This is a genomic window from Brevibacterium sp. Z349TD_9 (assembly GCF_056173565.1).
Map to the genome: position 1 here is coordinate 546,452 of NZ_CM149680.1, position 20,770 is coordinate 567,221.

At 64.9% G+C, this 20,770-nt stretch carries 14 protein-coding genes and 3 rRNA genes; 10 read left to right on the forward strand and 7 right to left on the reverse strand.

Features of this window, described 5'->3' with window-relative positions:
• The first annotated feature begins 61 nt into the window (after positions 1–61).
• Positions 62–1,468, forward strand: a complete 1,407-nt coding sequence (locus AC0VYB_RS02360) for a TIGR01777 family oxidoreductase (protein WP_009380247.1) — start codon at positions 62–64, stop codon at positions 1,466–1,468.
• 28 nt (positions 1,469–1,496) lie between these two features.
• Here the strand turns inward: AC0VYB_RS02360 and AC0VYB_RS02365 are convergent, their stop codons facing one another.
• Positions 1,497–2,726: a cobalamin-independent methionine synthase II family protein gene (locus AC0VYB_RS02365; protein ID WP_009380246.1), complete on the reverse strand. Its 1,230-nt coding sequence runs from the start codon at positions 2,724–2,726 to the stop codon at positions 1,497–1,499.
• 203 nt (positions 2,727–2,929) lie between these two features.
• Between AC0VYB_RS02365 and AC0VYB_RS02370 the strand changes: the two genes are divergently transcribed.
• Positions 2,930–4,213, forward strand: a complete 1,284-nt coding sequence (locus AC0VYB_RS02370) for a hypothetical protein (protein WP_146001427.1) — start codon at positions 2,930–2,932, stop codon at positions 4,211–4,213.
• A gap of 32 nt (positions 4,214–4,245) precedes the next feature.
• On the opposite strand, the gene AC0VYB_RS02375 is transcribed toward AC0VYB_RS02370, so the two are convergent.
• The gene (locus tag AC0VYB_RS02375) at positions 4,246–4,575 is read right to left on the reverse strand and encodes a hypothetical protein (RefSeq protein WP_009380242.1); all 330 of its coding nucleotides are present in this window, start codon (positions 4,573–4,575) and stop codon (positions 4,246–4,248) included.
• Between the two features lie 308 nt (positions 4,576–4,883).
• Between AC0VYB_RS02375 and AC0VYB_RS02380 the strand changes: the two genes are divergently transcribed.
• Positions 4,884–5,258, forward strand: a complete 375-nt coding sequence (locus tag AC0VYB_RS02380) for a hypothetical protein (protein WP_009380240.1) — start codon at positions 4,884–4,886, stop codon at positions 5,256–5,258.
• A 132-nt stretch (positions 5,259–5,390) separates the two neighbouring features.
• Here the strand turns inward: AC0VYB_RS02380 and purL are convergent, their stop codons facing one another.
• Positions 5,391–7,757, reverse strand: coding sequence for a phosphoribosylformylglycinamidine synthase subunit PurL (purL, locus tag AC0VYB_RS02385; RefSeq protein ID WP_009380238.1), 2,367 nt, complete (start codon positions 7,755–7,757; stop codon positions 5,391–5,393).
• A 181-nt stretch (positions 7,758–7,938) separates the two neighbouring features.
• Between purL and trhO the strand changes: the two genes are divergently transcribed.
• Entirely contained in the window at positions 7,939–8,850 is a 912-nt protein-coding gene (trhO, locus tag AC0VYB_RS02390) for an oxygen-dependent tRNA uridine(34) hydroxylase TrhO (RefSeq protein ID WP_009380236.1), read from the forward strand.
• Positions 8,851–8,918: 68 nt separating this feature from the next.
• Here trhO and AC0VYB_RS02395 read toward each other — a convergent pair whose 3' ends face one another.
• A complete protein-coding gene (locus tag AC0VYB_RS02395) occupies positions 8,919–9,482 on the reverse strand; it encodes a TetR/AcrR family transcriptional regulator (RefSeq protein ID WP_009380234.1) in 564 nt (187 codons plus the stop codon).
• An 87-nt stretch (positions 9,483–9,569) separates the two neighbouring features.
• On the opposite strand from AC0VYB_RS02395, the gene AC0VYB_RS02400 reads away from it, so the two are divergent.
• Positions 9,570–10,148, forward strand: a complete 579-nt coding sequence (locus AC0VYB_RS02400) for a DUF2867 domain-containing protein (protein WP_009380232.1) — start codon at positions 9,570–9,572, stop codon at positions 10,146–10,148.
• On the opposite strand, the gene AC0VYB_RS02405 is transcribed toward AC0VYB_RS02400, so the two are convergent.
• Positions 10,088–10,726 carry a hypothetical protein gene (locus AC0VYB_RS02405; RefSeq protein WP_009380230.1) on the reverse strand — a complete coding sequence of 213 codons (639 nt, stop codon included), beginning with the start codon at positions 10,724–10,726 and terminating at the stop codon, positions 10,088–10,090. The genes AC0VYB_RS02400 and AC0VYB_RS02405 overlap by 61 nt on opposite strands.
• 190 nt (positions 10,727–10,916) lie before the next feature.
• Between AC0VYB_RS02405 and AC0VYB_RS02410 the strand changes: the two genes are divergently transcribed.
• Entirely contained in the window at positions 10,917–11,429 is a 513-nt protein-coding gene (locus tag AC0VYB_RS02410) for a MarR family winged helix-turn-helix transcriptional regulator (RefSeq protein WP_009380229.1), read from the forward strand.
• Between the two features lie 89 nt (positions 11,430–11,518).
• Here AC0VYB_RS02410 and AC0VYB_RS02415 read toward each other — a convergent pair whose 3' ends face one another.
• Positions 11,519–12,520 (reverse strand): epimerase, encoded by a 1,002-nt coding sequence (locus AC0VYB_RS02415; RefSeq protein ID WP_475385023.1) that lies wholly within the window; start codon positions 12,518–12,520, stop codon positions 11,519–11,521.
• A 560-nt stretch (positions 12,521–13,080) separates the two neighbouring features.
• Between AC0VYB_RS02415 and AC0VYB_RS02420 the strand changes: the two genes are divergently transcribed.
• From AC0VYB_RS02420 to AC0VYB_RS02435, 4 genes are all read left to right on the forward strand, one after another.
• Positions 13,081–14,606, forward strand: a 16S ribosomal RNA gene (locus tag AC0VYB_RS02420).
• Positions 14,607–14,992: 386 nt separating this feature from the next.
• Positions 14,993–18,098: ribosomal RNA gene (locus AC0VYB_RS02425) — 23S ribosomal RNA — on the forward strand.
• 135 nt (positions 18,099–18,233) lie between these two features.
• Positions 18,234–18,353 (forward strand): 5S ribosomal RNA (rrf, locus tag AC0VYB_RS02430).
• The 16S, 23S and 5S rRNA genes sit together here, the layout of an rRNA operon.
• Before the next feature lie 225 nt (positions 18,354–18,578).
• A complete protein-coding gene (locus AC0VYB_RS02435; protein WP_231882244.1) occupies positions 18,579–19,541 on the forward strand; it encodes a DoxX family protein in 963 nt (320 codons plus the stop codon).
• A gap of 68 nt (positions 19,542–19,609) precedes the next feature.
• Here AC0VYB_RS02435 and AC0VYB_RS02440 read toward each other — a convergent pair whose 3' ends face one another.
• Complete coding sequence (locus AC0VYB_RS02440) at positions 19,610–20,767, reverse strand: DUF6882 domain-containing protein (protein WP_119296467.1); 1,158 nt, start codon at positions 20,765–20,767, stop codon at positions 19,610–19,612.
• Positions 20,768–20,770 lie beyond the last annotated feature (3 nt).

The window sequence follows — 20,770 nt, forward strand, 5'->3', positions numbered from 1 at the left end:
GGCGAGTTGTGGATCACACTTTGAGGTTGGGGTGGGAAGATCGGAGGACAGGAGGGATGTCATGACCAAGTTCGAGTGGACCTCGGAAGTCCCGCTCGCCGCAGAGACCGTCTTCGACTGGCACGCTCAGCCCGGAGCACTCACCCGCGTCTCACCGCATTGGGCCCAGGAGGTCGTCCAGGAGAGCTATCCTCCGCTCGCGCCCGGCTCGGTCGCCGAGGTCAAGGCGAGCCTGCCCGGCAGCTACGGACTTGTCCGCCGCCCCTTCACCGCCGTCCACTCCGAAGGGCCGTCGCGGTTCTCCTTCGTCGACGAGCTGATGAAGGGCCCGCTCAGCCAGTGGAAGCACACTCATGAGTTCACCTCGGAGGCTGGGGGCTCACAGATCACCGACACGATCGAGTTCTCGATGACCCCGCAGGGCTTCGAGACGATCGACCGCTCCATCACCCACTACATCGAGGCGACGTTCGAAGCCCGTCAGCGGCGCCTGCTCATGGACTTCGCGTTCCTCGAACGGATGAGCGCACCGCTGCTGCGGATCGGCAAGGGCAAAGGCAAGCACATCCTCATCGCCGGCGGCAGCGGACTCGTCGGGCGGCAGGTCGCGGCTCTCTTCTCCACCGCCGGGCACTATGTGCGCCTCCTCGTGCGCGGGACGCCGAAGTTCCCCTACGAGGTGCACTGGGATCCCGAGGTCGGGATCCTCAATCCGCAGAACCTCGCGTGGGCGGATGCGGTCGTCCACCTCGGCGGGAAGTCGATCGCAACCCGGTTCACGAAGAAGGCGAAGGAGGAGATCCGGTCCTCGCGGATCGACTCGACGACGCTGCTCGCCGAGACGATGTGCTCCCTGCCCGAGGCGAAGCGCCCCGAGGTCTTCGTCTGCGCCTCGGCGGTCGGCGCCTACGGTGCCCATGCCGAGGTGCCCGTCGACGAATCGGGAGCGTTCGGGGAGGGGTTCCTCGCCGAGCTCTGCCGTGACTGGGAGGCCGCCGCCTCCCGGGTCGAGGACGCCGGCATCCGGTGGGTCTCGATCCGCTCGGGCATCGCGCTGACGACGCTCGGCGGGTTCCTCAGAGCGCAGGCCCCGCTCTACCTCGCCGGAGCCGGCGGGCGGCTCGGCAGCGGAGAGCAGGGTCTGGCCTGGGTCTCCCTCGACGATCTTGCCCGCTCGTACGTCCACGCCGTGCTCACCGACTATGTGCGCGGCCCGGTCAATGCGGTCGCCCCCGAGCTCATCACACAGAAGGAGTTCGCCGAGGCGCTCGCCTCCCACCTCCACCGCCCCGCCCGGATCCCGACGCCCGGGTTCGTCACCGAACTCGTCCTCGGTCGGGACGGTGCCAGGGAGCTCGCCCTGGCCGATCAGAAGGTCCTGCCGACCAAGCTCGAGGAGACCGGGTACCAGTTCGCCCATCCGACGCTCGACGACTGCCTCGTCGAGGAGCTCGGCAAGGGCGCCTGAGCGACCGGCTCGGTGCGGGCGATCGGTGTCAGAGTCGCGCCGAGGCGAGTGCCGCGCCTTCGGTGAGCGCCTGGAGCTTCGCGACGGCGATCTCCGGGTGGACGCGCCCGCCGAGGCCGCAGTCGGTCGAGGCGACGACGTTGTCGGGGCCGACGAGTTTCGCGAAGCGGCTGATGCGTTCGGCGACGAGCTCGGGATGCTCGACGACGTTCGTCGCATGCGAGACGATGCCGGGGATGAGGTACTTGCCCTCGGGCAGTGTCGTGTCCTCCCAGATCCGCCACTCGTGCTCGTGGCGGACGTTCGCGGCTTCGAAGGTGATGCCGGCGGCGTTGATCGTGAGCACCTGGTCGACGATCTCGGCGAACGGCAGGTCGGTGACATGCGGGCCGTGCCAGGAGCCCCAGCACGTGTGGACCCGGACCTGGGCGGGGTCGATGCCGCGCAGGGCGTGGTTGAGGGCGTCGATGCGGATCTGCGTGAAGGCCCGATAGTCGTCGAAGCTCGGCTCGGGATTGATCTGGTCGAAGTTCTCCGCGAGCGAGGGGTCGTCGATCTGGACGGTCAGCCCCGCCTCGGTGATGGCGAGGTACTCCTCCCGGAGGACATCGGCCCACGCCCAGATGAACTCCTCCTCGGTGGCGTAGTGCTCGTTGGCGATGCGGGACGCCGAGCCGGGTGAGAGCGCATTGATGTAGCCGTCGCGAGTGTCGTATCCGGCAGCCGACAGACCGGCTTTGAGGTTCGCGATGTCGGCGGCGACCTGGGCCTGGCCGATGTAGCTGATCGGTCCTGTGGCCTTGGGGAACTGGGGCTGGGTGCCGGTGTCGGTGCCCGCACTCTCATCTCCGTAGACACCGGCGAAGAGGTTGCGGTCGCGGCGGTCGCCGAAGCTCGTCAGCCGGATCGCTCCGGGCTCGGAGCGCTTCGCCGGGGCCTCCCACTTGTCGACGTCGTCGAGTTCGAGGCCGTCGGTGCGGGCGAACGAGTAGTGCCACCACGCGCCGTAGTCGAAGTCGGCAGCCATCGCATGACCGTACTCGCCGTCGTTGGGGAGCGAGATCCCCAGGTCGCGCTGGCGCCCCACGAGGTCGACGACGCTCGCGGTGAGCAGCTCGTCGTAGCGTTCGGTGTCGTCGTCGGTCACGGTCTCCCCGGCGAGGCGGGCGGTGTTCTGGGCCTGCTTGGCCCTGTTCGCCTCGAGCAGTTCGGGGGTGCGGGGCAGGGAACCGGCGTGCGAGGTGCGGATCGTGGCCATGGAGGGACTCCTTCTCTCGTTCGGATGTCGTTCGCCGAGGTGGTCGCCGCGGTGGTCGCCGGGCGGCGGCCGGCGCGGAGCGCATCGGCGGGCCCTTTCAGGCAATCACATGCGTGTCCGCTCAGGGGTGTGAGTCGTCATCTGCGGTCGCAGGGGGCGAGGGAGTCGCCTCCGCGCCCCGGTCGAGCGCATAGAGTGAGGGCATGAGCGACCATTACCCGCATGGCAGGGCCGACCAGTGGAACCGGCCGAATCAGTGGACCGGCCCCGGGAACGTGCCGCCGCGGAACGCGGGTGTGCCCGCCCATCTGCGCCAGGACGGTCCTGACGCCGGGTGGGGGCAGGCAGGCGGACAGCCGCCGTACCCGTCGGCGATGGGGCAGTCGGGTCCTCTGGGATCTCGGTCTGCTGCGGTGATCGCCCCGAACACGCCGGGGTGGCTCGCGCGGTTCCTCCTCTGGACAGGGATGGTCGTCGGCTTCCTGCCGGCGGTCCTGCTGGCACCGATCCTCATGAGCGGCGACTTCGAAGAGGTGCGCCGCCTCCACTCACTCGTCACGGTATTCACGGGAATCCTCGCTCTGCTCCTCGGTGCGGCGGCGTTCGCGCTCGTCCGGAACACTTCGTGGGCGCGGCGGCTCATCGGCGGTGGACTCTACGTCTTCGCGATCATCCTCACGCTGACCGTCCCGCCCGCCCTCGGGGCGTTCGTCGCTGAGATCTCCTACCAGTTCAATGCGGGGTTCTGGGTGAGCACGGTTGTCTTCGCCGTGTTCTCCGCCTTCACGCTCACCCTCCGCCTTGTCGGATGGTCGATCGCGCGCAATCGGCGCTGGTGGGTGCTCCTCGTTGCGGCCGGTTGCGGTGTGATCATTCCGGTGATCAACGCGGTGCTCCAGGCGGCGACGAGCACCACGATCGACCGGCCCGGGCTGCCGTACTGGGTGGGCGGCGTCCTCGTTCCGATCATCGCGCTGCTCCTCTTCTTGGGGGCGCTGGGACTCCTGCACGTCCTCGGGGGACTCCGCGGCGGAGCGGCTCCCATCGTCGCGCAGCCGACGCTCGGTGAAGGACGGCCGCGCCGCAGCGCGTCGAGCACAGCGCTGGCTCCGTATCCGGGCGGGGCGCCGGGCCAGGGTCCTCTGGGTCAAGGACGCGGGCAGGACTCGAACAGTCACCACCCGTACGGTCAGGCGTCCTCTGGCGGCCAGCAGCCCTATGGCCACGTCTCAGACGGCGGTCAGACGCCGTACGGTCAGCAGTCGTCTGGCGGCGGTTTCAGTGGACCGGCGAGTCGGCCCCAGCCGAACGCTGGGCCTGATCCGTACCGGGCGCCCGATGACTCGAGGCAACAGGCGGACCGTCGACCTGACCAGGCAGGGGACTCGCAACGGTGGAAGCCGAGACCGTCTGACCAGCAACCGGGCCCGGCAGGTCAGCAGCCGAACTCCTCAGACCAGCAGTCTCCGCACCGCCCCCGGCACTGACACGGGGCGACCCCCACCGCGGCGGCGAGGTCTTAGGCCCACCTGTCGTCAACGACGTCGGCAAATCTGCCGATCTCGTCCCGCAGGCGCTCGACGAGTGCGTCGCCTTCAGCTTGGCTTCGTCGGCGGCTCTCCTCGGACTTCCAGCCGTCGAACGGGTCGAAATGACTGTTCCAGTACGAGTTCCAAGCAACGATGTCTGCGCTCAACGCCTCCGACAGTCCGAGGTCCTCGGGGTAGAGCGCGTAGTTGGCCGATCCGTTCTCCCAGAGGACAGTTCGACAGTAGTCAGGGAAGAACCTGATCGTCCGCCTGGGGTGCCCGCTCGGCTTTGTTGATTGCGGGTTGTCGTCGCGTGCCATGATGCCTTCTCGTTTCTGCGAGATCGGGGTGCTCAGGGTCATCGGAGCGCTCGGGGTGTTCGGGGTGCTCAGAGTCTCATCGGTCGGACCGCAGTCACCGTCCTCGTCCGGTCCTTCGAGGTGAACACAGACGGGATGGACTCGTCAACCACACCGGTACCTCGACTGCCGACCTCGGCGCGAACGACATCGGTGTATTCGACGGCTGTGCGCTCCCACCAGCGACGTTGCCTTGTCTGCGACGTGCTGCACCGTTAGCGTAGTGAGCACCACGGCGAGCGACGAGACACCCCGAAGGAGCTGATCGTGTGAACCCGAAACGAGACCGCATCGTCGGACTGATCTGCGGCGTGCTCGGCGCCGCGGTCATCGGCATCGGAGTCTTCTGGGTGAGCCTGCCGGCGCTCATCCTCGCGGCCGCGATGGCAGCCCTGCCGATCGCCCTCATCGTTCGCGGAAGCGACGATGCCCCTCCGAGACAGCCGTGGCACCGCTGGGTCGTCGTCGGACTGCTGTTGGCCACGGTGGTCGTCGCGATCGCCTCCCTGCTCGACATCGCCCCACTGTGGCCGGTGGTCTTCGGTTGCCTGGGTGCGGCGTACTACAGCCTCGGCATCCTGCTCCTGGCCAGGCGCAGGCCGGTGGCGCCGAACGCGGCGACAGACGCCCGACCCCTCAGCTGACGAGAACCATCCCCGCCGAAGGCACATCCCCGCCAACGCTGACGACAGAGCCCCGCCAACGCAAGAGCCCCGCATCCCGACAGTGAGATGTCGAGAGGCGGGGCTCTGCGCTGTACGGTCCGGCCGGACGGCTCAGCCGAAGTGCTTCGGCAGGGTCTCCGCGTGGGCGTTGCGCAGTTCGTCGAGACCGACGGAGAAGTGGTCGACGACCTCGAGCTGAGGCGAACCGTCCCCGGTGTCGGTCATGCCGATGCGGATGAATGGGAAGTTCCTGGCGGTGCACATGTCCTTGAACCGGACCTCCTCCGAGCGCGGGACGGCGACGATCGCCCGCGCCGTCGACTCGGAGAACAGGGCGGTGAAGACGTCGATGCCGTCGCGCTCGCACAGCTCGTCGAGCCAGATCCGCGCCCCCGTGCCGTAGCGCAGGCACGACTCGACGAGGGCCTGCGAGAGGCCGCCCTCGGAGAGATCGTGGGCGGCATCGACCATCCCGTCGCGCGAGGAGTTGATGAGGATCTCCGCGAGTTCGCGCTCGGTCTCCGGCCGGTACTTCGGAGGAACCCCGCCGAGGTGGCCGGCCGTGACGTCGGCCCACGCCGACCCGTCGAGCTCGGCCTCGGTGGTGCCGAGCAGGTAGATCGTCTGCCCCGGCTCCTTCCAGCCGCTCGGGGTGCGGCGGGCGACGTCGTCGAAGATGCCGAGCACGCCGACGACCGGGGTCGGGTGGATGGCCACGCCCCCGGTCTGGTTGTACAGGGACACATTGCCGCCGGTGACGGGGATGCCGAGGTCCTGGCACGCCTCGGCGAGGCCTTCGACGGCGGCGGCGAACTGCCACATGATCTCCGGGTCCTCGGGGGAACCGAAGTTGAGGCAGTCGGTGACCGCCCGCGGGATGGCACCGGCGGTGGCGACGTTGCGGTACGCCTCGGCCAGGGCGAGCTGCGCGCCGCGGGCCGGGTCGAGGTAGCCGTAGCGGCCGTTGGCGTCGGTGGCGATCGCCACGCCCAGACCGGACTCCTCATCGACGCGGATGACACCGGCATCGTCGGGGAAGGCCTGGGCGGTGTTGCCCTGGACGTAGCGGTCGTACTGGGTGGTGATCCACTCTTTCGACGCGAGGTTGGGCGAGCCCGCGAGCGCGACCATCGTCGCCTTGAGCTCCTCATCGGTCTCCGGTCGCGGAAGGCCTGCGGACTCGACGGAGTTCGCGGCCACCTCGGCGGTCCAAGACGGTTCGGTCATCGGACGCTGGTAGACGGGACCGTCGTGGGCGACCGACCGCGGGGGCACGTCGACGATGACGTCGCCGTGCCATTCGATGATGAGGCGGCCGGTGTCGGTGACCTCGCCGAGGACGGAGGTCTCGACGTCCCACTTGTCGACGATGGCCATGAACTCGTCGAGGCGGTCGGGGCGGACGACGGCCATCATCCGCTCCTGCGACTCGGACATGAGGATCTCCTCGGGCGTGAGCGTGTCATCGCGCAGCAGGACATCGTCGAGGGCGATGTGCATGCCGCCGTCGCCGTTCGAGGCGAGTTCCGAGGTCGCGCAGCTGATGCCCGCGGCACCGAGGTCCTGGATGCCCTCGACGACGCCGGCGCGGAAGAGCTCGAGACAGCATTCGATGAGGACCTTCTCCGCGAAGGGGTCGCCGACCTGGACGGCCGGGCGCTTCGAGGGCTTCGTGTCGTCGAAGGACTCCGAGGCGAGGATCGAGGCCCCGCCGATGCCGTCGCCGCCGGTGCGGGCACCGAAGAGGACGACCTTGTTGCCCTTGCCCGAGGCGTTCGCCAGCCGGATGTCCTCATGGCGCATGACGCCCACGGCCAACGCATTGACGAGCGGGTTGCCCTGATAGACGGAGTCGAAGACCGTCTCGCCACCGATGTTGGGCAGGCCGAGGGAGTTGCCGTACTGGCTGATGCCGGAGACGACGCCGTGGACGACGCGGGAGGTGTCGGGGTGGTCGATGGCGCCGAAGCGCAGCTGGTCCATCACAGCCACGGGGCGGGCGCCCATCGAGATGATGTCGCGGACGATGCCGCCGACGCCGGTCGCAGCACCCTGGTGCGGTTCGACGTAGCTCGGGTGGTTGTGGGACTCGACCTTGAAGGTCACGGCCCAGCCGTCGCCGATGTCGACGACGCCGGCGTTCTCGCCGATGCCGACGAGGAGGTGCTCCTTCATCTCGTCGGTGACGTAGTCGCCGAACTTCGACAGGTGGACCTTGGAGGACTTGTAGGAGCAGTGCTCGGACCACATGACCGAGTACATCGCCAACTCCGCCGAGGTGGGGCGACGTCCGAGGATCTCCTTGATCCGTGCGTATTCGTCGGCTTTGAGGCCGAGTTCGGCGAACGGCTGGTCGACGTCGGGGTTCGCGGTGGCGAACTCGACCGTCTCCCTGACCTTCTTCGAGGTCGCCGGGACCTCCTGGGACTCGTCCGCGCGAGCAGACTCGGAATTCGCGGAGATGAGGTTTTCTGACATGTCCTCTGGGTGGCCCTTTCCTACGACACGGAGCTCGCCGTCCATCTTATCCGGGCAGGGCAACGCCGCGCGCCCTCGCCCCTGGGACAGCCCGCCTCGGCGAGGACGGGGCAACCGCCTCGGCGAGGGCGATCGGGCTCCGCCTCGCCGGACGAACTGTCCGCAAATTAGACTGGGAGCCATGGCAACTCCCAAGATCGTGCTCTTCTACGTCTTCACCCCACTGCCCGACCCTGAAGCGGTCAGGCTGTGGCAGCACACGCTCGCGCAGAGCCTCGGGCTCAAAGGGCGGGTCATCGTGTCGAAGGATGGGATCAACGCGACTCTCGGCGGTGACATCGACGAGGTCAAGGCCTACGTGCGGGCGACGAAGTCCTACGAACCGTTCCGGAAGGCCGACATCAAATGGTCGAACGGACAGGGCGATGACTTCCCGCGTCTGAGTGTGAAGGTCCGCCCCGAACTCGTCACCTTCGGCACCACGGACGAGATCACGGTGACGACCGACGGCGTGCAGGGCGGGGGAGTCCACCTGGGGCCGGGAGCGCTGCACAAGCTCCTCGACGAACGCGGCGATGAGGTCGTCTTCTTCGACGGGCGCAACGCGATGGAGGCGCAGATCGGGAAGTTCCGCGATGCGATCGTCCCCGACACCGAGACCACCCGCGACTTCATCGCCGAGATCGAATCCGGCAAATACGACGACCTCAAGGACAAGCCCGTGGTCACGTACTGCACCGGCGGCATCCGCTGCGAGGTGCTGTCCGTGCTCATGAAGAACCGCGGCTTCGATGAGGTCTATCAGCTCGAGGGCGGCATCGTCCGCTACGGCGAGACCTTCGGCAACACCGGCTACTGGGACGGTTCGCTCTACGTCTTCGACAAGCGCATGCACGTCGAATTCGGTGAGGGTGCCGAGTCGATCGGCCACTGCGTCGAGTGCGGGACGCGGACTCCCGAATTCGTCAACTGCGCGAACCTCGAATGTCGGAAGCAGTACCTCCGGTGCGCGGAGTGCACGGCTGCCGGGCTCCAGCCCGAGTGCACGGACTGTGCCGAGGATCCCGCCCTCGCCGAGGCGGCCGCCGGCTGAATCCCGTCGTCGACCGAGGGTCGACAACGCCCGATCGTCGCCGTCACGTGAGGAGCCGGCGTCGGACGTCAGGCGAGGAGTCGGTCGAGGATGTGCTCGCGGGCCGCGTAGGCAGAGCGGCTCTCCGCGATCGCGGGCATGAGGTGATCGCCGAGGCGGGTCGACATCGCGATCACGCACCGGGCCTCGACCTCGACTGGATCGGCGCAGATCTCGCCGACGAGCTCCCGGAGGTAACCGAGGTGCTTCTCATCGACTCGGCGCAATCGGCGTGCCACATCCGGATCCCGGAGACCCCAGTGGCGGATCGCGAGCTCGACGTCGACACCGGTGGCAGGTCGGTCGTCTGCCTCGTCGACGACGTCGACGAGACGCCGCAGCCGCTCGCGAGGGTCGTCTCCGGCGCTCTGCTCGGTCCGGTCGACGATGCGGTCGGTCACCTCGTGCTCCCACACGTCGAGCATCTCCGTCAGCAGCGCCGACCGATCGGCGAAATAGCCGTAGAAGCCGCCCTTGGTGACGCCGAGGGACTGCGCGAGAGCCTCGACTCTCACCGCCTCCGGACCGCCGACGGCGAGTGCCCGCAGGCCCTCGTCGATCCAGGCGCGCCGGGGAGTTCGTGGATGGGCCATGGTCACCTCTCTCACTTCAGATCTATACGGTAGCGCATAGACCGTGGTAGCGTGCTTCTATACGCTTACGTATATATCGAGGTGACCATGAGACTGCCCCGGAGCGCCTACACCTCCAGGCACTGGCGCATGCACGAGATCGCTCCCGACTTCACGGTCGAAGACGTCTGGGAGCTGCCGATCCGCGGAGACCGCGACGAGCTGCCCCGGGTCGTCGACGCAATCTTCGGCAGCGCGTTCCCCGATGAGGCGCCGGCCGTCGTCCGCGTCCTCTGGGCAGCCCGGTGGAAGATCGGCGCGCTGCTCGGGTGGGACGACGTCGGTGGCGGACTCGACGAACGCGTGCCGTCTCTGCGGCAGCGGCTGCCCGACGACCTCCGACCCGACGCGGACGTCCGAGTGGACCCCTTCACGCTGGTCTTTGAGACCGAGGACGAGTTCGCGGCCGAGCTGGCGAACCGCACCGTCCACACGGCGATGCACCTGGGCTGGCTGCCCGGCGACGCCGGCCGCTATGTCTGCCGGATGACCGTGCTCGTCCGCCCCAACGGCCGACTCGGCGCGTTCTACATGACGGCGATCAAGCCCTTGAGGCTGCTCTTCGTCTACCCGGCCCTGCTCCGGTCGATCGGGCGGCGCTGGGAGGCGTCCGCCTCGGCGCGGTGATCCCGCCTCGGCCAGGACCCGCGCGCCGAGACGATGAGGACGGCGCCGATCTGGAGGACGACACCGTAGCGGACGACCTCGGCGAAGCCGACGGTCGGCAGCATCGCGATGAGGAAGCAGAGGAGCAGGCCGGCCGCGAGTTTGCCGACCCAGCGCCACAGCGGACCGACGATGAGCAGGGTGCCGAGTGCCGCCTCGGCGACCGTCGCGATCACCCCGGCGACGGCGGCGAGCGGACTCGGCGCCCACGGCAGCAGCACCCCGACATAGGCGAGGAACTCCGGCCACGATCCCCATGAGACTCCGGGAGCGCCGGGCGCTCCGAGGAGTCCGAAGCGATCGGCGACCGAGAGCAGCAGTTCGATCCCGACGACCGCGCCGAGGAGACGGCCGGTCAGCCACCGTGCCCACCGACTGCGGGTCAGAGCTGCCACGCCCGCGATGACGGTGAGTGCGGTGAGGGCCGTGACGATTGGACCGACCGTCACGCCCTGCAGCACGCCGATGCCGGCGACGATGACGCCGAGTGCCGTCCAGATGAGACCGCCTGCCAGGCGGTACCTGTCCATGTACTCCATGTTCACTCCTGTGCTCCTGAACCGCCGTGGTCCGCGGCGGTGGTCATGGTGATTGCTGCCCGCCCCACGTCTCGGCCTGTGACGCCTGCTGTGGCTCCGATGCCCGTCCTGACGCACTCCCCGCGCCCTCACGGCCGCCGCCCGAATGGTAAGGTGGTTGACTGATTTCAGGATAGGAGGCTGGGGAGAAATGGTCAAGGACTTTACCAATCCTCTGCGGGAGCGACCGCTGCCGCTCGGTTCCCTGCTCTCGTCGACGGCGCAGCACCTCCTCGGCGGCCTCGACGATGCCCTCGCTCATGCGGGACTGGCGGGGATCCGGTCCGCGCACGCGCCGCTGTTCCTCGTCATCGATCCCGAGGGGACGAGGGCGTCGGAGCTCGCGAAGCGGACGAAGATGACGAAGCAGGCGATGGGGGAGCAGGTCCGTCACCTCGAGAGGCTCGGCTACGTCGAGGTCGTGCCCGACCCGAGCGACGGCAGGGCACGGCTCGTGCGGCTGACCGCATCCGGTTGGGAGGGAGTCGAGATCGCCGAGGCGGTGATCACCCGCTTCGACGCGTGGCTTGATGAGCGCATCGGCGCCGAGGCGGTTGCGCAGGTGCGTGTGACGCTTGGCGAGATCCTCGGCAGTGACTCATCCGAATGGGGTGCTCGGTCAGCGGAGCCGAATGCGACAGAGAGCGCAGACGAGCAGGCCTGACTGCGGGCGGACGACCCAGGCGCTCGATGCCGGACACCAACCGTCGCGCTTCGGGTGTCGCCTCACTCCGCCACCGTCTCACCTCTTCGTCAGCGCAGGAGACTCCTCACCGCCGCGCTGACGTCGGTCCAGCGGAAGTCGAAGCCGGCGGCTTCGAGCCTCTCCGGCAGGACCCACCGGCTCTTGAGGACGAGCTCCGACTCCTGCCGGAGGACCGCCATGCCGGTCTCGAGGAGCCACCTCGGCGCGGGGATCCCGATCGGCATCCGCACCGCGCTGCGCAGGGCGGCCATGAGTGCGGCGTTGTCCGAGACTCCCGGGCTGGAGAGATTGACCGGCCCCGAGATCTCCGGATGCGTGTCGATGAAGCGTATCGCGGCGACGAGGTCGTCGATGTGGATCCAGCTGAAGCGCTGACGGCCGTGAGTCGGCTCGTGCCCCCGCCACACGGTCGGTCCGGAGGCGTGCGGTCCTATTCCACGGTAACGCCGATGACCGAACCACCGTCCCTCGAGCTGGCGACCGCCTGCGCCGAAGCGAGCGGCCGTCGCGAGCATGCTCAGGGCCGCACCATCACCGAGGACGATCGCCATCCGGGCGGCCACGCGGCGAGTGCGCGGCAGTTTGCCGCGGAAGAACTCCGCTTCCCAGCCGGTGGCGACGTCGACGGAGAATCCCTCCCCGATGTCTCCGGTCGATTCGGTCTGCGGGCGGTCGATCGCGTGACGGTAGATCGTCGCCGTGCTCGCGTTGATCCACAGCCGCGGCGGCGCCGAGGCGGAGCTCACCGCGTCGTGGAGTGCCCGGGTCGTGAGGATGCGGGAATCCCGAATCTCTTGCCGATTACGGTCGGTGTAGCGGCATCCGACGCTTCGGCCGGCGAGGTTGATGAGGAGATCGGCGCCGTCGACTGTGACTCTGATGCCGTCCGGGTCATCCCATCCGGTATCGGCAGAGCTACCGCGACCGATCGTGCGCACCCGGTAGCCCCACTCCTCGAGCGGGCCGATGAGTGAGCGGCCGATGAATCCTGAGGCGCCGGCGATGACGGCGGTGGGGGAGTGGACGGGAGATGCGGCAGGCTCGCTCATGAGGTCACCGTAGCGTGGCGAGCATCGGACTCTCGGGTGCCGGCTTCTGGCGAAACGCTGCGTCTCAGCGCGCGGCTCGCTGATGGTCCTGGTCCTGGGTTGCAGTGCTCGATTCGAGGCGGCTGGCGCGGCCCGATTCGGGTGGCGTGGGTCATGTGGTGGTTGTCACCCTGCCTGGTGTGGTTTCGGGGTTGCGTGGGGGTGTTCTGGTGGTCTAGAGTTATATCTCGTTCGCCTCACCGGGAACACCACAACAACGCGGTGTTTCCACCGGGTGTCACCAGCGCAAACACAAGTTTGGCCAGGACAGTCCGGGTGTGTGGATCGGGCGGACGCAATCCTGTGGATGCCCCCAGCGAGCACGCGAATATTCGTGTGTGGTGTGGGTGTGTGTTTGTGGTTTGAGAATCCAATAGCGTGTTTGTTTGAACAATGTGATGCCAGAAATTTTTTCTGGTAAGACAACCAAAATCCATGGACTGTTTCGGTTCATGGTGGGGTCACCGTCCACCCCCGTGGATGGGTGACTGTCTTGCCGGGATCACTGAAGTAAGAAGTTTTTTATGGAGAGTTTGATCCTGGCTCAGGACGAACGCTGGCTGCGTGCTTAACACATGCAAGTCGAACGCTGAAGCCTGGTGCTTGCACCGGGTGGATGAGTGGCGAACGGGTGAGTAACACGTGAGTAACCTGCCCCTGACTTCGGGATAAGCCCGGGAAACTGGGTCTAATACCGGATACGACCGTCGGACGCATGTCTGGTGGTGGAAAGTTTTTTCGGTTGGGGATGGGCTCGCGGCCTATCAGTTTGTTGGTGAGGTAATGGCTCACCAAGACGACGACGGGTAGCCGGCCTGAGAGGGCGACCGGCCACACTGGGACTGAGACACGGCCCAGACTCCTACGGGAGGCAGCAGTGGGGAATATTGCACAATGGGGGAAACCCTGATGCAGCGACGCAGCGTGCGGGATGACGGCCTTCGGGTTGTAAACCGCTTTCAGCAGGGAAGAAGCGCAAGTGACGGTACCTGCAGAAGAAGTACCGGCTAACTACGTGCCAGCAGCCGCGGTAATACGTAGGGTACGAGCGTTGTCCGGAATTATTGGGCGTAAAGAGCTCGTAGGTGGTTGGTCACGTCTGCTGTGGAAACGCAACGCTTAACGTTGCGCGTGCAGTGGGTACGGGCTGACTAGAGTGCAGTAGGGGAGTCTGGAATTCCTGGTGTAGCGGTGAAATGCGCAGATATCAGGAGGAACACCGGTGGCGAAGGCGGGACTCTGGGCTGTAACTGACACTGAGGAGCGAAAGCATGGGGAGCGAACAGGATTAGATACCCTGGTAGTCCATGCCGTAAACGTTGGGCACTAGGTGTGGGGGGCATTCCACGTTCTCCGCGCCGTAGCTAACGCATTAAGTGCCCCGCCTGGGGAGTACGGTCGCAAGGCTAAAACTCAAAGGAATTGACGGGGGCCCGCACAAGCGGCGGAGCATGCGGATTAATTCGATGCAACGCGAAGAACCTTACCAAGGCTTGACATACACCGGACCGTCCTGGAAACAGGTCCTCTTCTTTGAAGCTGGTGTACAGGTGGTGCATGGTTGTCGTCAGCTCGTGTCGTGAGATGTTGGGTTAAGTCCCGCAACGAGCGCAACCCTCGTTCTATGTTGCCAGCACGTGATGGTGGGAACTCATAGGAGACTGCCGGGGTCAACTCGGAGGAAGGTGGGGATGACGTCAAATCATCATGCCCTTTATGTCTTGGGCTTCACGCATGCTACAATGGCTGGTACAGAGAGAGGCGAACCCGTGAGGGCAAGCGAATCCCTTAAAGCCAGTCTCAGTTCGGATCGTAGTCTGCAATTCGACTACGTGAAGTCGGAGTCGCTAGTAATCGCAGATCAGCAACGCTGCGGTGAATACGTTCCCGGGCCTTGTACACACCGCCCGTCAAGTCACGAAAGTCGGTAACACCCGAAGCCGGTGGCCTAACCGTAAGGAGGGGGCCGTCTAAGGTGGGACTGGTGATTGGGACTAAGTCGTAACAAGGTAGCCGTACCGGAAGGTGCGGCTGGATCACCTCCTTTCTAAGGAGCACACCAGTATGGTGCCCACCAACAGAACCCATGTGTGGTTCGGGTGGGTTGCTCAAGGGTGGAACATCACATACTTCGCTCGCCCAACCAGCCGGGCTGGGGTCAATGCCCCGGGCACGGTGGGTGGGTGGTCGGATAGAACAGACACGCTGTTGGGTCCTGGAACCACAAGTGGTTTCACCAGGCACCGACCCAACCCAGAGGCAGCAGCAGTGCTGGTGCTGGCTGGGGTGGTGATTGGTAGTGGTTTGAGAATCGTATAGTGGACGCGAGCATCAAGCACCAGCCTTTGTGCTGGTGTGTAGTGTGATTTTCTTTGAGTCAAAAAATCTTAGTGTGATATTTTCGCGCACACTGATACCAACCTCTAGGGGTGGGTGTGAGTGTGTAAGAGCGCATGGTGGATGCCTTGGCATCAGGAGCCGATGAAGGACGTGGAAATCTGCGATAAGCCTCGGGGAGCCGATAAACGGGCTGTGATCCGAGGATGTCCGAATGGGGGAACCCCGCCGCATGCGAGTGCGGTGACCCGCACCTGAATATATAGGGTGTGTGGAGGGAACGCGGGGAAGTGAAACATCTCAGTACCCGTAGGAAGAGAAAATAAGAATGATTCCGGGAGTAGTGGCGAGCGAAACTGGATGAGCCTAAACCGTGTGCGTGTCAAGCGTGCTGGTGTTGCGTACATGGTGTTGTGGGGTGTGTGTGTTCGGTTCAGCATGACCGAGACGCTGATGAGTGCTTACGTGTAGTCGAAGCTGGTGGGAAACAGTACCGGAGTGGGTGAGAGTCCCGTAGACGAAACGCGTGGCCCCAGTGTTACACACTCTCCCGAGTAGCACGGAACTCGTGGAATTCCGTGTGAATCTGCCAGGACCACCTGGTAAGGCTAAATACTTCCTGATGACCGATAGCGGATCAGTACCGTGAGGGAATGGTGAAAAGTACCCCGGGAGGGGAGTGAAAGAGTACCTGAAACCATGTGCTTACAATCCGTCAGAGCACCCGTGTTGGTGTGATGGCGTGCCTTTTGAAGAATGAGCCTGCGAGTTAGCGGTGCGTGGCGAGGTTAACCCGTGTGGGGTAGCCGTAGCGAAAGCGAGTCCGAATAGGGCGGTCCAGTCGCGTGTCCTAGACCCGAAGCGGAGTGATCTAGCCATGGGCAGGGTGAAGCAGCAGTAAGATGTTGTGGAGGCCCGCACCCACTTCAGTTGAAAATGGAGGGGATGACCTGTGGTTAGGGGTGAAAGGCCAATCAAACTCTGTGATAGCTGGTTCTCCCCGAAATGCATTTAGGTGCAGCGTTGCGTGGTTCTTGCCGGAGGTAGAGCTACTGGATGGCTGATGGGCCCCACCGGGTTACTGACGTCAACTAAACTCCGAATGCCGGTAAGGTTCAGCGTGGCAGTGAGACAGTGGGGGATAAGCTTCATTGTCGAGAGGGAAACAGCCCAGACCATCAACTAAGGCCCCTAAGCGTGTGCTGAGTGGGAAAGGATGTTCAGTTGCGAAGACAACCAGGAGGTTGGCTTAGAAGCAGCCACCCTTGAAAGAGTGCGTAATAGCTCACTGGTCAAGTGATTGAGCGCCGATAATGTAGCGGGGCTAAGTACACCGCCGAAGTTGTGGCAGCATCACGATACTGTAATGGTGTGGTGTTGGGTAGGGGAGCGTCGTGTCGCCAGTGAAGTCGCCGTGTGAACGAGTGGTGGAGGCGTCACGAGTGAGAATGCAGGCATGAGTAGCGAAAGACGGGTGAGAAACCCGTCCACCGGATGACCAAGGGTTCCAGGGCTAGGCTAATCCGCCCTGGGTAAGTCGGGACCTAAGGCGAGGCCGACAGGCGTAGTCGATGGACAACCAGTTGATATTCTGGTACCGACACACAACCGACAATACCAAAACACATGACACTAACTCATCGCTCACCCCTGAGTACTTCGGTACTTGGTTTGGGTGGACCGGTGAGGACCTGAGTGTGGAGTCGGTAAGCGTGAGGTGTGACGCAGAAAGGTAGCCAGGCCACGCGATGGTAGTCGTGGTCTAAGGTCGTAGCATGTGGGGGTAGGCAAATCCGTCCCCACACAAGTGTGAGAGCTGATGGGCGCCCCACAGTGGTGGGGTGATCTGGTGATCCTCTGCTGCCGAGAAAAGCATCGACGTGAGGGTGTGTGTTGCCCGTACCCTATAACCGACACAGGTGGTCAGGTAGAGAATACTAAGGTGATCGAGAGAATCGTGGTTAAGGAACTCGGCAAAATGCCCCCGTAACTTCGGGAGAAGGGGGGCCATCCTGGTGAACAGCCCTTGCGGTTGGGAGCTGGTGGTGGTCGCAGAGGCCAGAGAGAAGCGACTGTTTATTAAAAACACAGGTCCGTGCGAAGATGTAAGTCGATGTATACGGACTGACGCCTGCCCGGTGCTGGAAGGTTAAGAGGACCCGTTAACCCTTTGGGGTGAAGCGGAGAATTTAAGCCCCAGTAAACGGCGGTGGTAACTATAACCATCCTAAGGTAGCGAAATTCCTTGTCGGGTAAGTTCCGACCTGCACGAATGGCGTAACGACTTCTCTGCTGTCTCAACCACGAACTCGGCGAAATTGCATTACGAGTAAAGATGCTCGTTACGCGCAGCAGGACGGAAAGACCCCGAGACCTTCACTATAGTTTGGTATTGGGCTTCGGTGTGGTTTGTGTAGGATAGGTGGGAGATGTTGAAGCCTGGTCGCCAGATCGGGTGGAGTCGGCAAGTGAAATACCACTCTGACCATTCTGGATTCCTTAACTTCGGACCCTGATCGGGTTCAGGGACAGTGCCTGATGGGTAGTTTAACTGGGGCGGTTGCCTCCTAAAGAGTAACGGAGGCGCCCAAAGGTTCCCTCAGCCTGGTTGGCAATCAGGTGTCGAGTGTAAGTGCACAAGGGAGCTTGACTGTGAGACGGACGTGTCGAGCAGGAGCGAAAGCTGGGACTAGTGACCCGGCCATGGCTTGTGGAAGCGTGGTCGCTCAACGGATAAAAGGTACCTCGGGGATAACAGGCTGATCTTGCCCAAGAGTCCATATCGACGGCATGGTTTGGCACCTCGATGTCGGCTCGTCGCATCCTGGGGCTGGAGTCGGTCCCAAGGGTTGGGCTGTTCGCCCATTAAAGCGGTACGCGAGCTGGGTTTAGAACGTCGTGAGACAGTTCGGTCCCTATCCGCTGCGTGCGTAGGAAATTTGTGGAGGGCTGTCCTTAGTACGAGAGGACCGGGACGGACGAACCTCTGGTGTGCCAGTTGTACCGCCAGGTGCATGGCTGGTTGGCTACGTTCGGGAAGGATAACCGCTGAAAGCATCTAAGCGGGAAGCCTGCTCCGAGATGAGATTTCCATCCCTTTGTGGGGAGAGGTGCCCAGGAGAACACTGGGTTGATAGGCCGGGTATGGAAGCACTGTGAGGTGTGGAGTTGACTGGTACTAATACGCCGATCACTCACACAACCCAAGAGGGTTGGTGTGTGCGTGAAAAGCATTAACGATTTTTTGACGAGATGACACGATGGTGTTCGCGTTCGCTGTACGGTTCTTGGACCACTACCACACACACTCTCGTGTGTGGTGGTTGTCTGATGGTTTTGCGGTGGTGATAGTGGTGGGGAAACGCCCGGTTAACCGTTCCGATCCCGGTAGCTAAGCCCATGTCATGCTGATGGTACTGCAACTTGGTGGTTGTGGGAGAGTAAGTGACTGCCGCAATAATTGTTGGTGGGGGCACTCCTTTTCGAAGGGGTGCCCCCACTTTTTCATTCACCGGCAAAAGTGACCATGCGCGTCGGGTGGGGTTTTCCAGTCCCTCACTGACGTGAAATCCGCATGGAGGCGCCGCCTCGGCGACTCTAACCTGAAGACATGCGCAACGACACTGTAGTCTCCACAGCACCTGACCAGGGAACGCATCCGTCCCGTTCCCGCACTCGAGCCGTGGTGACCAGCCTCCTGTGGGCCGGCCACTGGCTGCTGCGGCTCTGGCTGGCCGGCTACCTCCTCATCTACGGCTGGTCGAAGGTCTTCCATATGCAGATGGGGTACGCGGACTTCGCCGATGCGCTCGTCCAATACGGTGAGATGAGCCCGATGGGCCTGCTCTGGCGATTCATGGCGTTCTCGCCGACGGTGCAGTTGCTCGCCGGCCTCGCCGAAGTCGCAGCGGCCGTGCTCCTCCTCTTCCGCCGCACCGCCTGGCTGGGGGCGCTTCTCGCCGCTATCGACATGTCGGTCGTCTTCCTGCTCAACCTCACGTTCGACGTGCCCGTGAAGCAGCTCTCCGGGCTGATGGCCCTCGTTGGGCTCATCCTGCTCCTTCCCAACATCGTGCGGCTCGGACGGTTCGTCGTCGGGTTGCCGACCGGACCGCCGGTGCAGGGCACGATCACCGAGAACCGTCGCTTCCGCGCCGTTGTGCGGTGGGCAAGTCCACTGCTCGCCCTCGTCCTTGTCGTCGGTTCGGGCCTCGCCCTGGGGCTCCGCGCGAACTGGGGCCAACCCGACGCGCCGTCGGCGATCGCAGGGGTCTACCGCGTGACCGACGTCGGGCAGCGGACCTTCGCGGGGTCTGAGATCAGTCAGGTCGCGTTCGGGCAGATCGCCGTGGCAGGGCGGGCGAGGGCGGCCATCCGGTACACGGACGGGACCTACCAGGACGGCATGTACTCGCTCGAGGACGGCAGTACGGTGACGCTGTCCCTCTACCCGAAGCGCAACGGCGATCAGGGCCTCATCCGAGACGTGGAGACGACGATCAGCCTCGCATTTGTGAAAGCCGGCTCGGGAGACCTGAGGCTCTCGGGCGAGGGCCTCGACCTCACGCTCGTCAGCGATTCGGAGAGGCGCTACCTCTTCGACCGCGACTTCAGCTGGTCGCCCCGGGAACCGATCAACCGCTGATCGTGCCCATAGACGGCAGGGTTCGCCTTGCCGCCCCGACCCCGACAGCGCCGTACGGTTCGCGACACTCAGCGGCCGAACAGGCGGGAGAACAGCCCCTTCTTCTTCTCCTTGGGCTCCTCGCTGCGCGCGGCCTCGTCGGCCGGTGCGGCCTCGCCTTCGGCAGAGGCGGTGTCCCGCTCGCGAGCGGCGGGTTCGGACTCAGCCTCCGCGCCACGGTCGGTTCCGGCCGTGGCAGCGGCCGCCTCGGCGGGGGAGGGTCGGACATCGGAGCGCTCAGGGGTCTCTGCAGCCGGCACTTCGGCACGGTCGGACCGAGGCTCCTCCGGACGTGCAGGAGTCGAAGTCCCTGCGGACGATTCCTCACCCGTGGTGCCCGCCGCAGCGGCTGCCTCGTCGGCCTCGGGGGAGGAGTCGGCAGCGACCGGAGCCTCGGCGCGGTCGGGAGTCGGCGTCTCCGCAGGCGAGGCGGCGGCCGGGGTCGGCTCCTCGGTCGCCACCGTGATTCCGGTGATCTCCGAGTACTGCGTCGCGGCTTCTCCCTCGAGGGGGGCGTGGACCTCGCAGTTGGAGATCCGTCGCATCTCGTCGAAGCTGATGTCGGCGCTGCCGTCGGCGAAGAGCAGTCGCAGGCCGCCACCTGCCAGCGGTGCGGTGGGGATGCCGCGCTTGGCGACGTACGCTGCGAGGGCGGCGCGATGGTCGTTGACCGTCGTCTGGGTCAGCCCCTGCATGAGGGCGCGCACGGATGCCTTGACCGTGGGCTCGGGAAGCACGAGCTCGGGCACGTCGACGAGCAGCCAGACCGTCGTCCCCGCACCGGCCGCAGCCGGATAGTGCGCCCACTTGCCGGTCGCCTCCTTCGCCGCGAGCGTGAGACGCAGAGCGAGCTCGTCGTCGAGGTCGAGTTCCGGGGTGACGAATTCGCTGAGATCCTCTGCGGCTCCGAACTTCCGCACCTCGTGGGAGAGGCCGACGACGGCCTCGGGGAACTCGTTGATGTTCTCCCACCCCCACAGCCATGTCCCCTGGGACGTCGACTCCGATCCGAGGAGATGCGGTCGGGTGCGCAGCGCTGCGCCGTCCTCGTCGGTGAACGTGAGATGCGGATCCGCGGTGAAGTCGACCTCCCAGGCGGCATCGGCGATGAGGCCGCCGAAATGCGTCTGCGTCTCCGTCGAGAGGAAGACGGCGCGGTTGACGAGGTCCTGCAGTGTTGTGCTCATGCC

Coding starts and splice junctions, on each gene's coding strand:
- AC0VYB_RS02360 (WP_009380247.1), top strand. CDS start 62: ATGACCAAGTTCGAGTGGACCTCGGAAGTCCCGCTCGCCGCAGAGACC.
- AC0VYB_RS02365 (WP_009380246.1), bottom strand. CDS start 2,726: ATGGCCACGATCCGCACCTCGCACGCCGGTTCCCTGCCCCGCACCCCC.
- AC0VYB_RS02370 (WP_146001427.1), top strand. CDS start 2,930: ATGAGCGACCATTACCCGCATGGCAGGGCCGACCAGTGGAACCGGCCG.
- AC0VYB_RS02375 (WP_009380242.1), bottom strand. CDS start 4,575: ATGGCACGCGACGACAACCCGCAATCAACAAAGCCGAGCGGGCACCCC.
- purL (WP_009380238.1), bottom strand. CDS start 7,757: ATGTCAGAAAACCTCATCTCCGCGAATTCCGAGTCTGCTCGCGCGGAC.
- trhO (WP_009380236.1), top strand. CDS start 7,939: ATGGCAACTCCCAAGATCGTGCTCTTCTACGTCTTCACCCCACTGCCC.
- AC0VYB_RS02395 (WP_009380234.1), bottom strand. CDS start 9,482: ATGGCCCATCCACGAACTCCCCGGCGCGCCTGGATCGACGAGGGCCTG.
- AC0VYB_RS02400 (WP_009380232.1), top strand. CDS start 9,570: ATGAGACTGCCCCGGAGCGCCTACACCTCCAGGCACTGGCGCATGCAC.
- AC0VYB_RS02405 (WP_009380230.1), bottom strand. CDS start 10,726: ATGGAGTACATGGACAGGTACCGCCTGGCAGGCGGTCTCATCTGGACG.
- AC0VYB_RS02410 (WP_009380229.1), top strand. CDS start 10,917: ATGGTCAAGGACTTTACCAATCCTCTGCGGGAGCGACCGCTGCCGCTC.
- AC0VYB_RS02415 (WP_475385023.1), bottom strand. CDS start 12,520: ATGAGCGAGCCTGCCGCATCTCCCGTCCACTCCCCCACCGCCGTCATC.
- AC0VYB_RS02440 (WP_119296467.1), bottom strand. CDS start 20,767: ATGAGCACAACACTGCAGGACCTCGTCAACCGCGCCGTCTTCCTCTCG.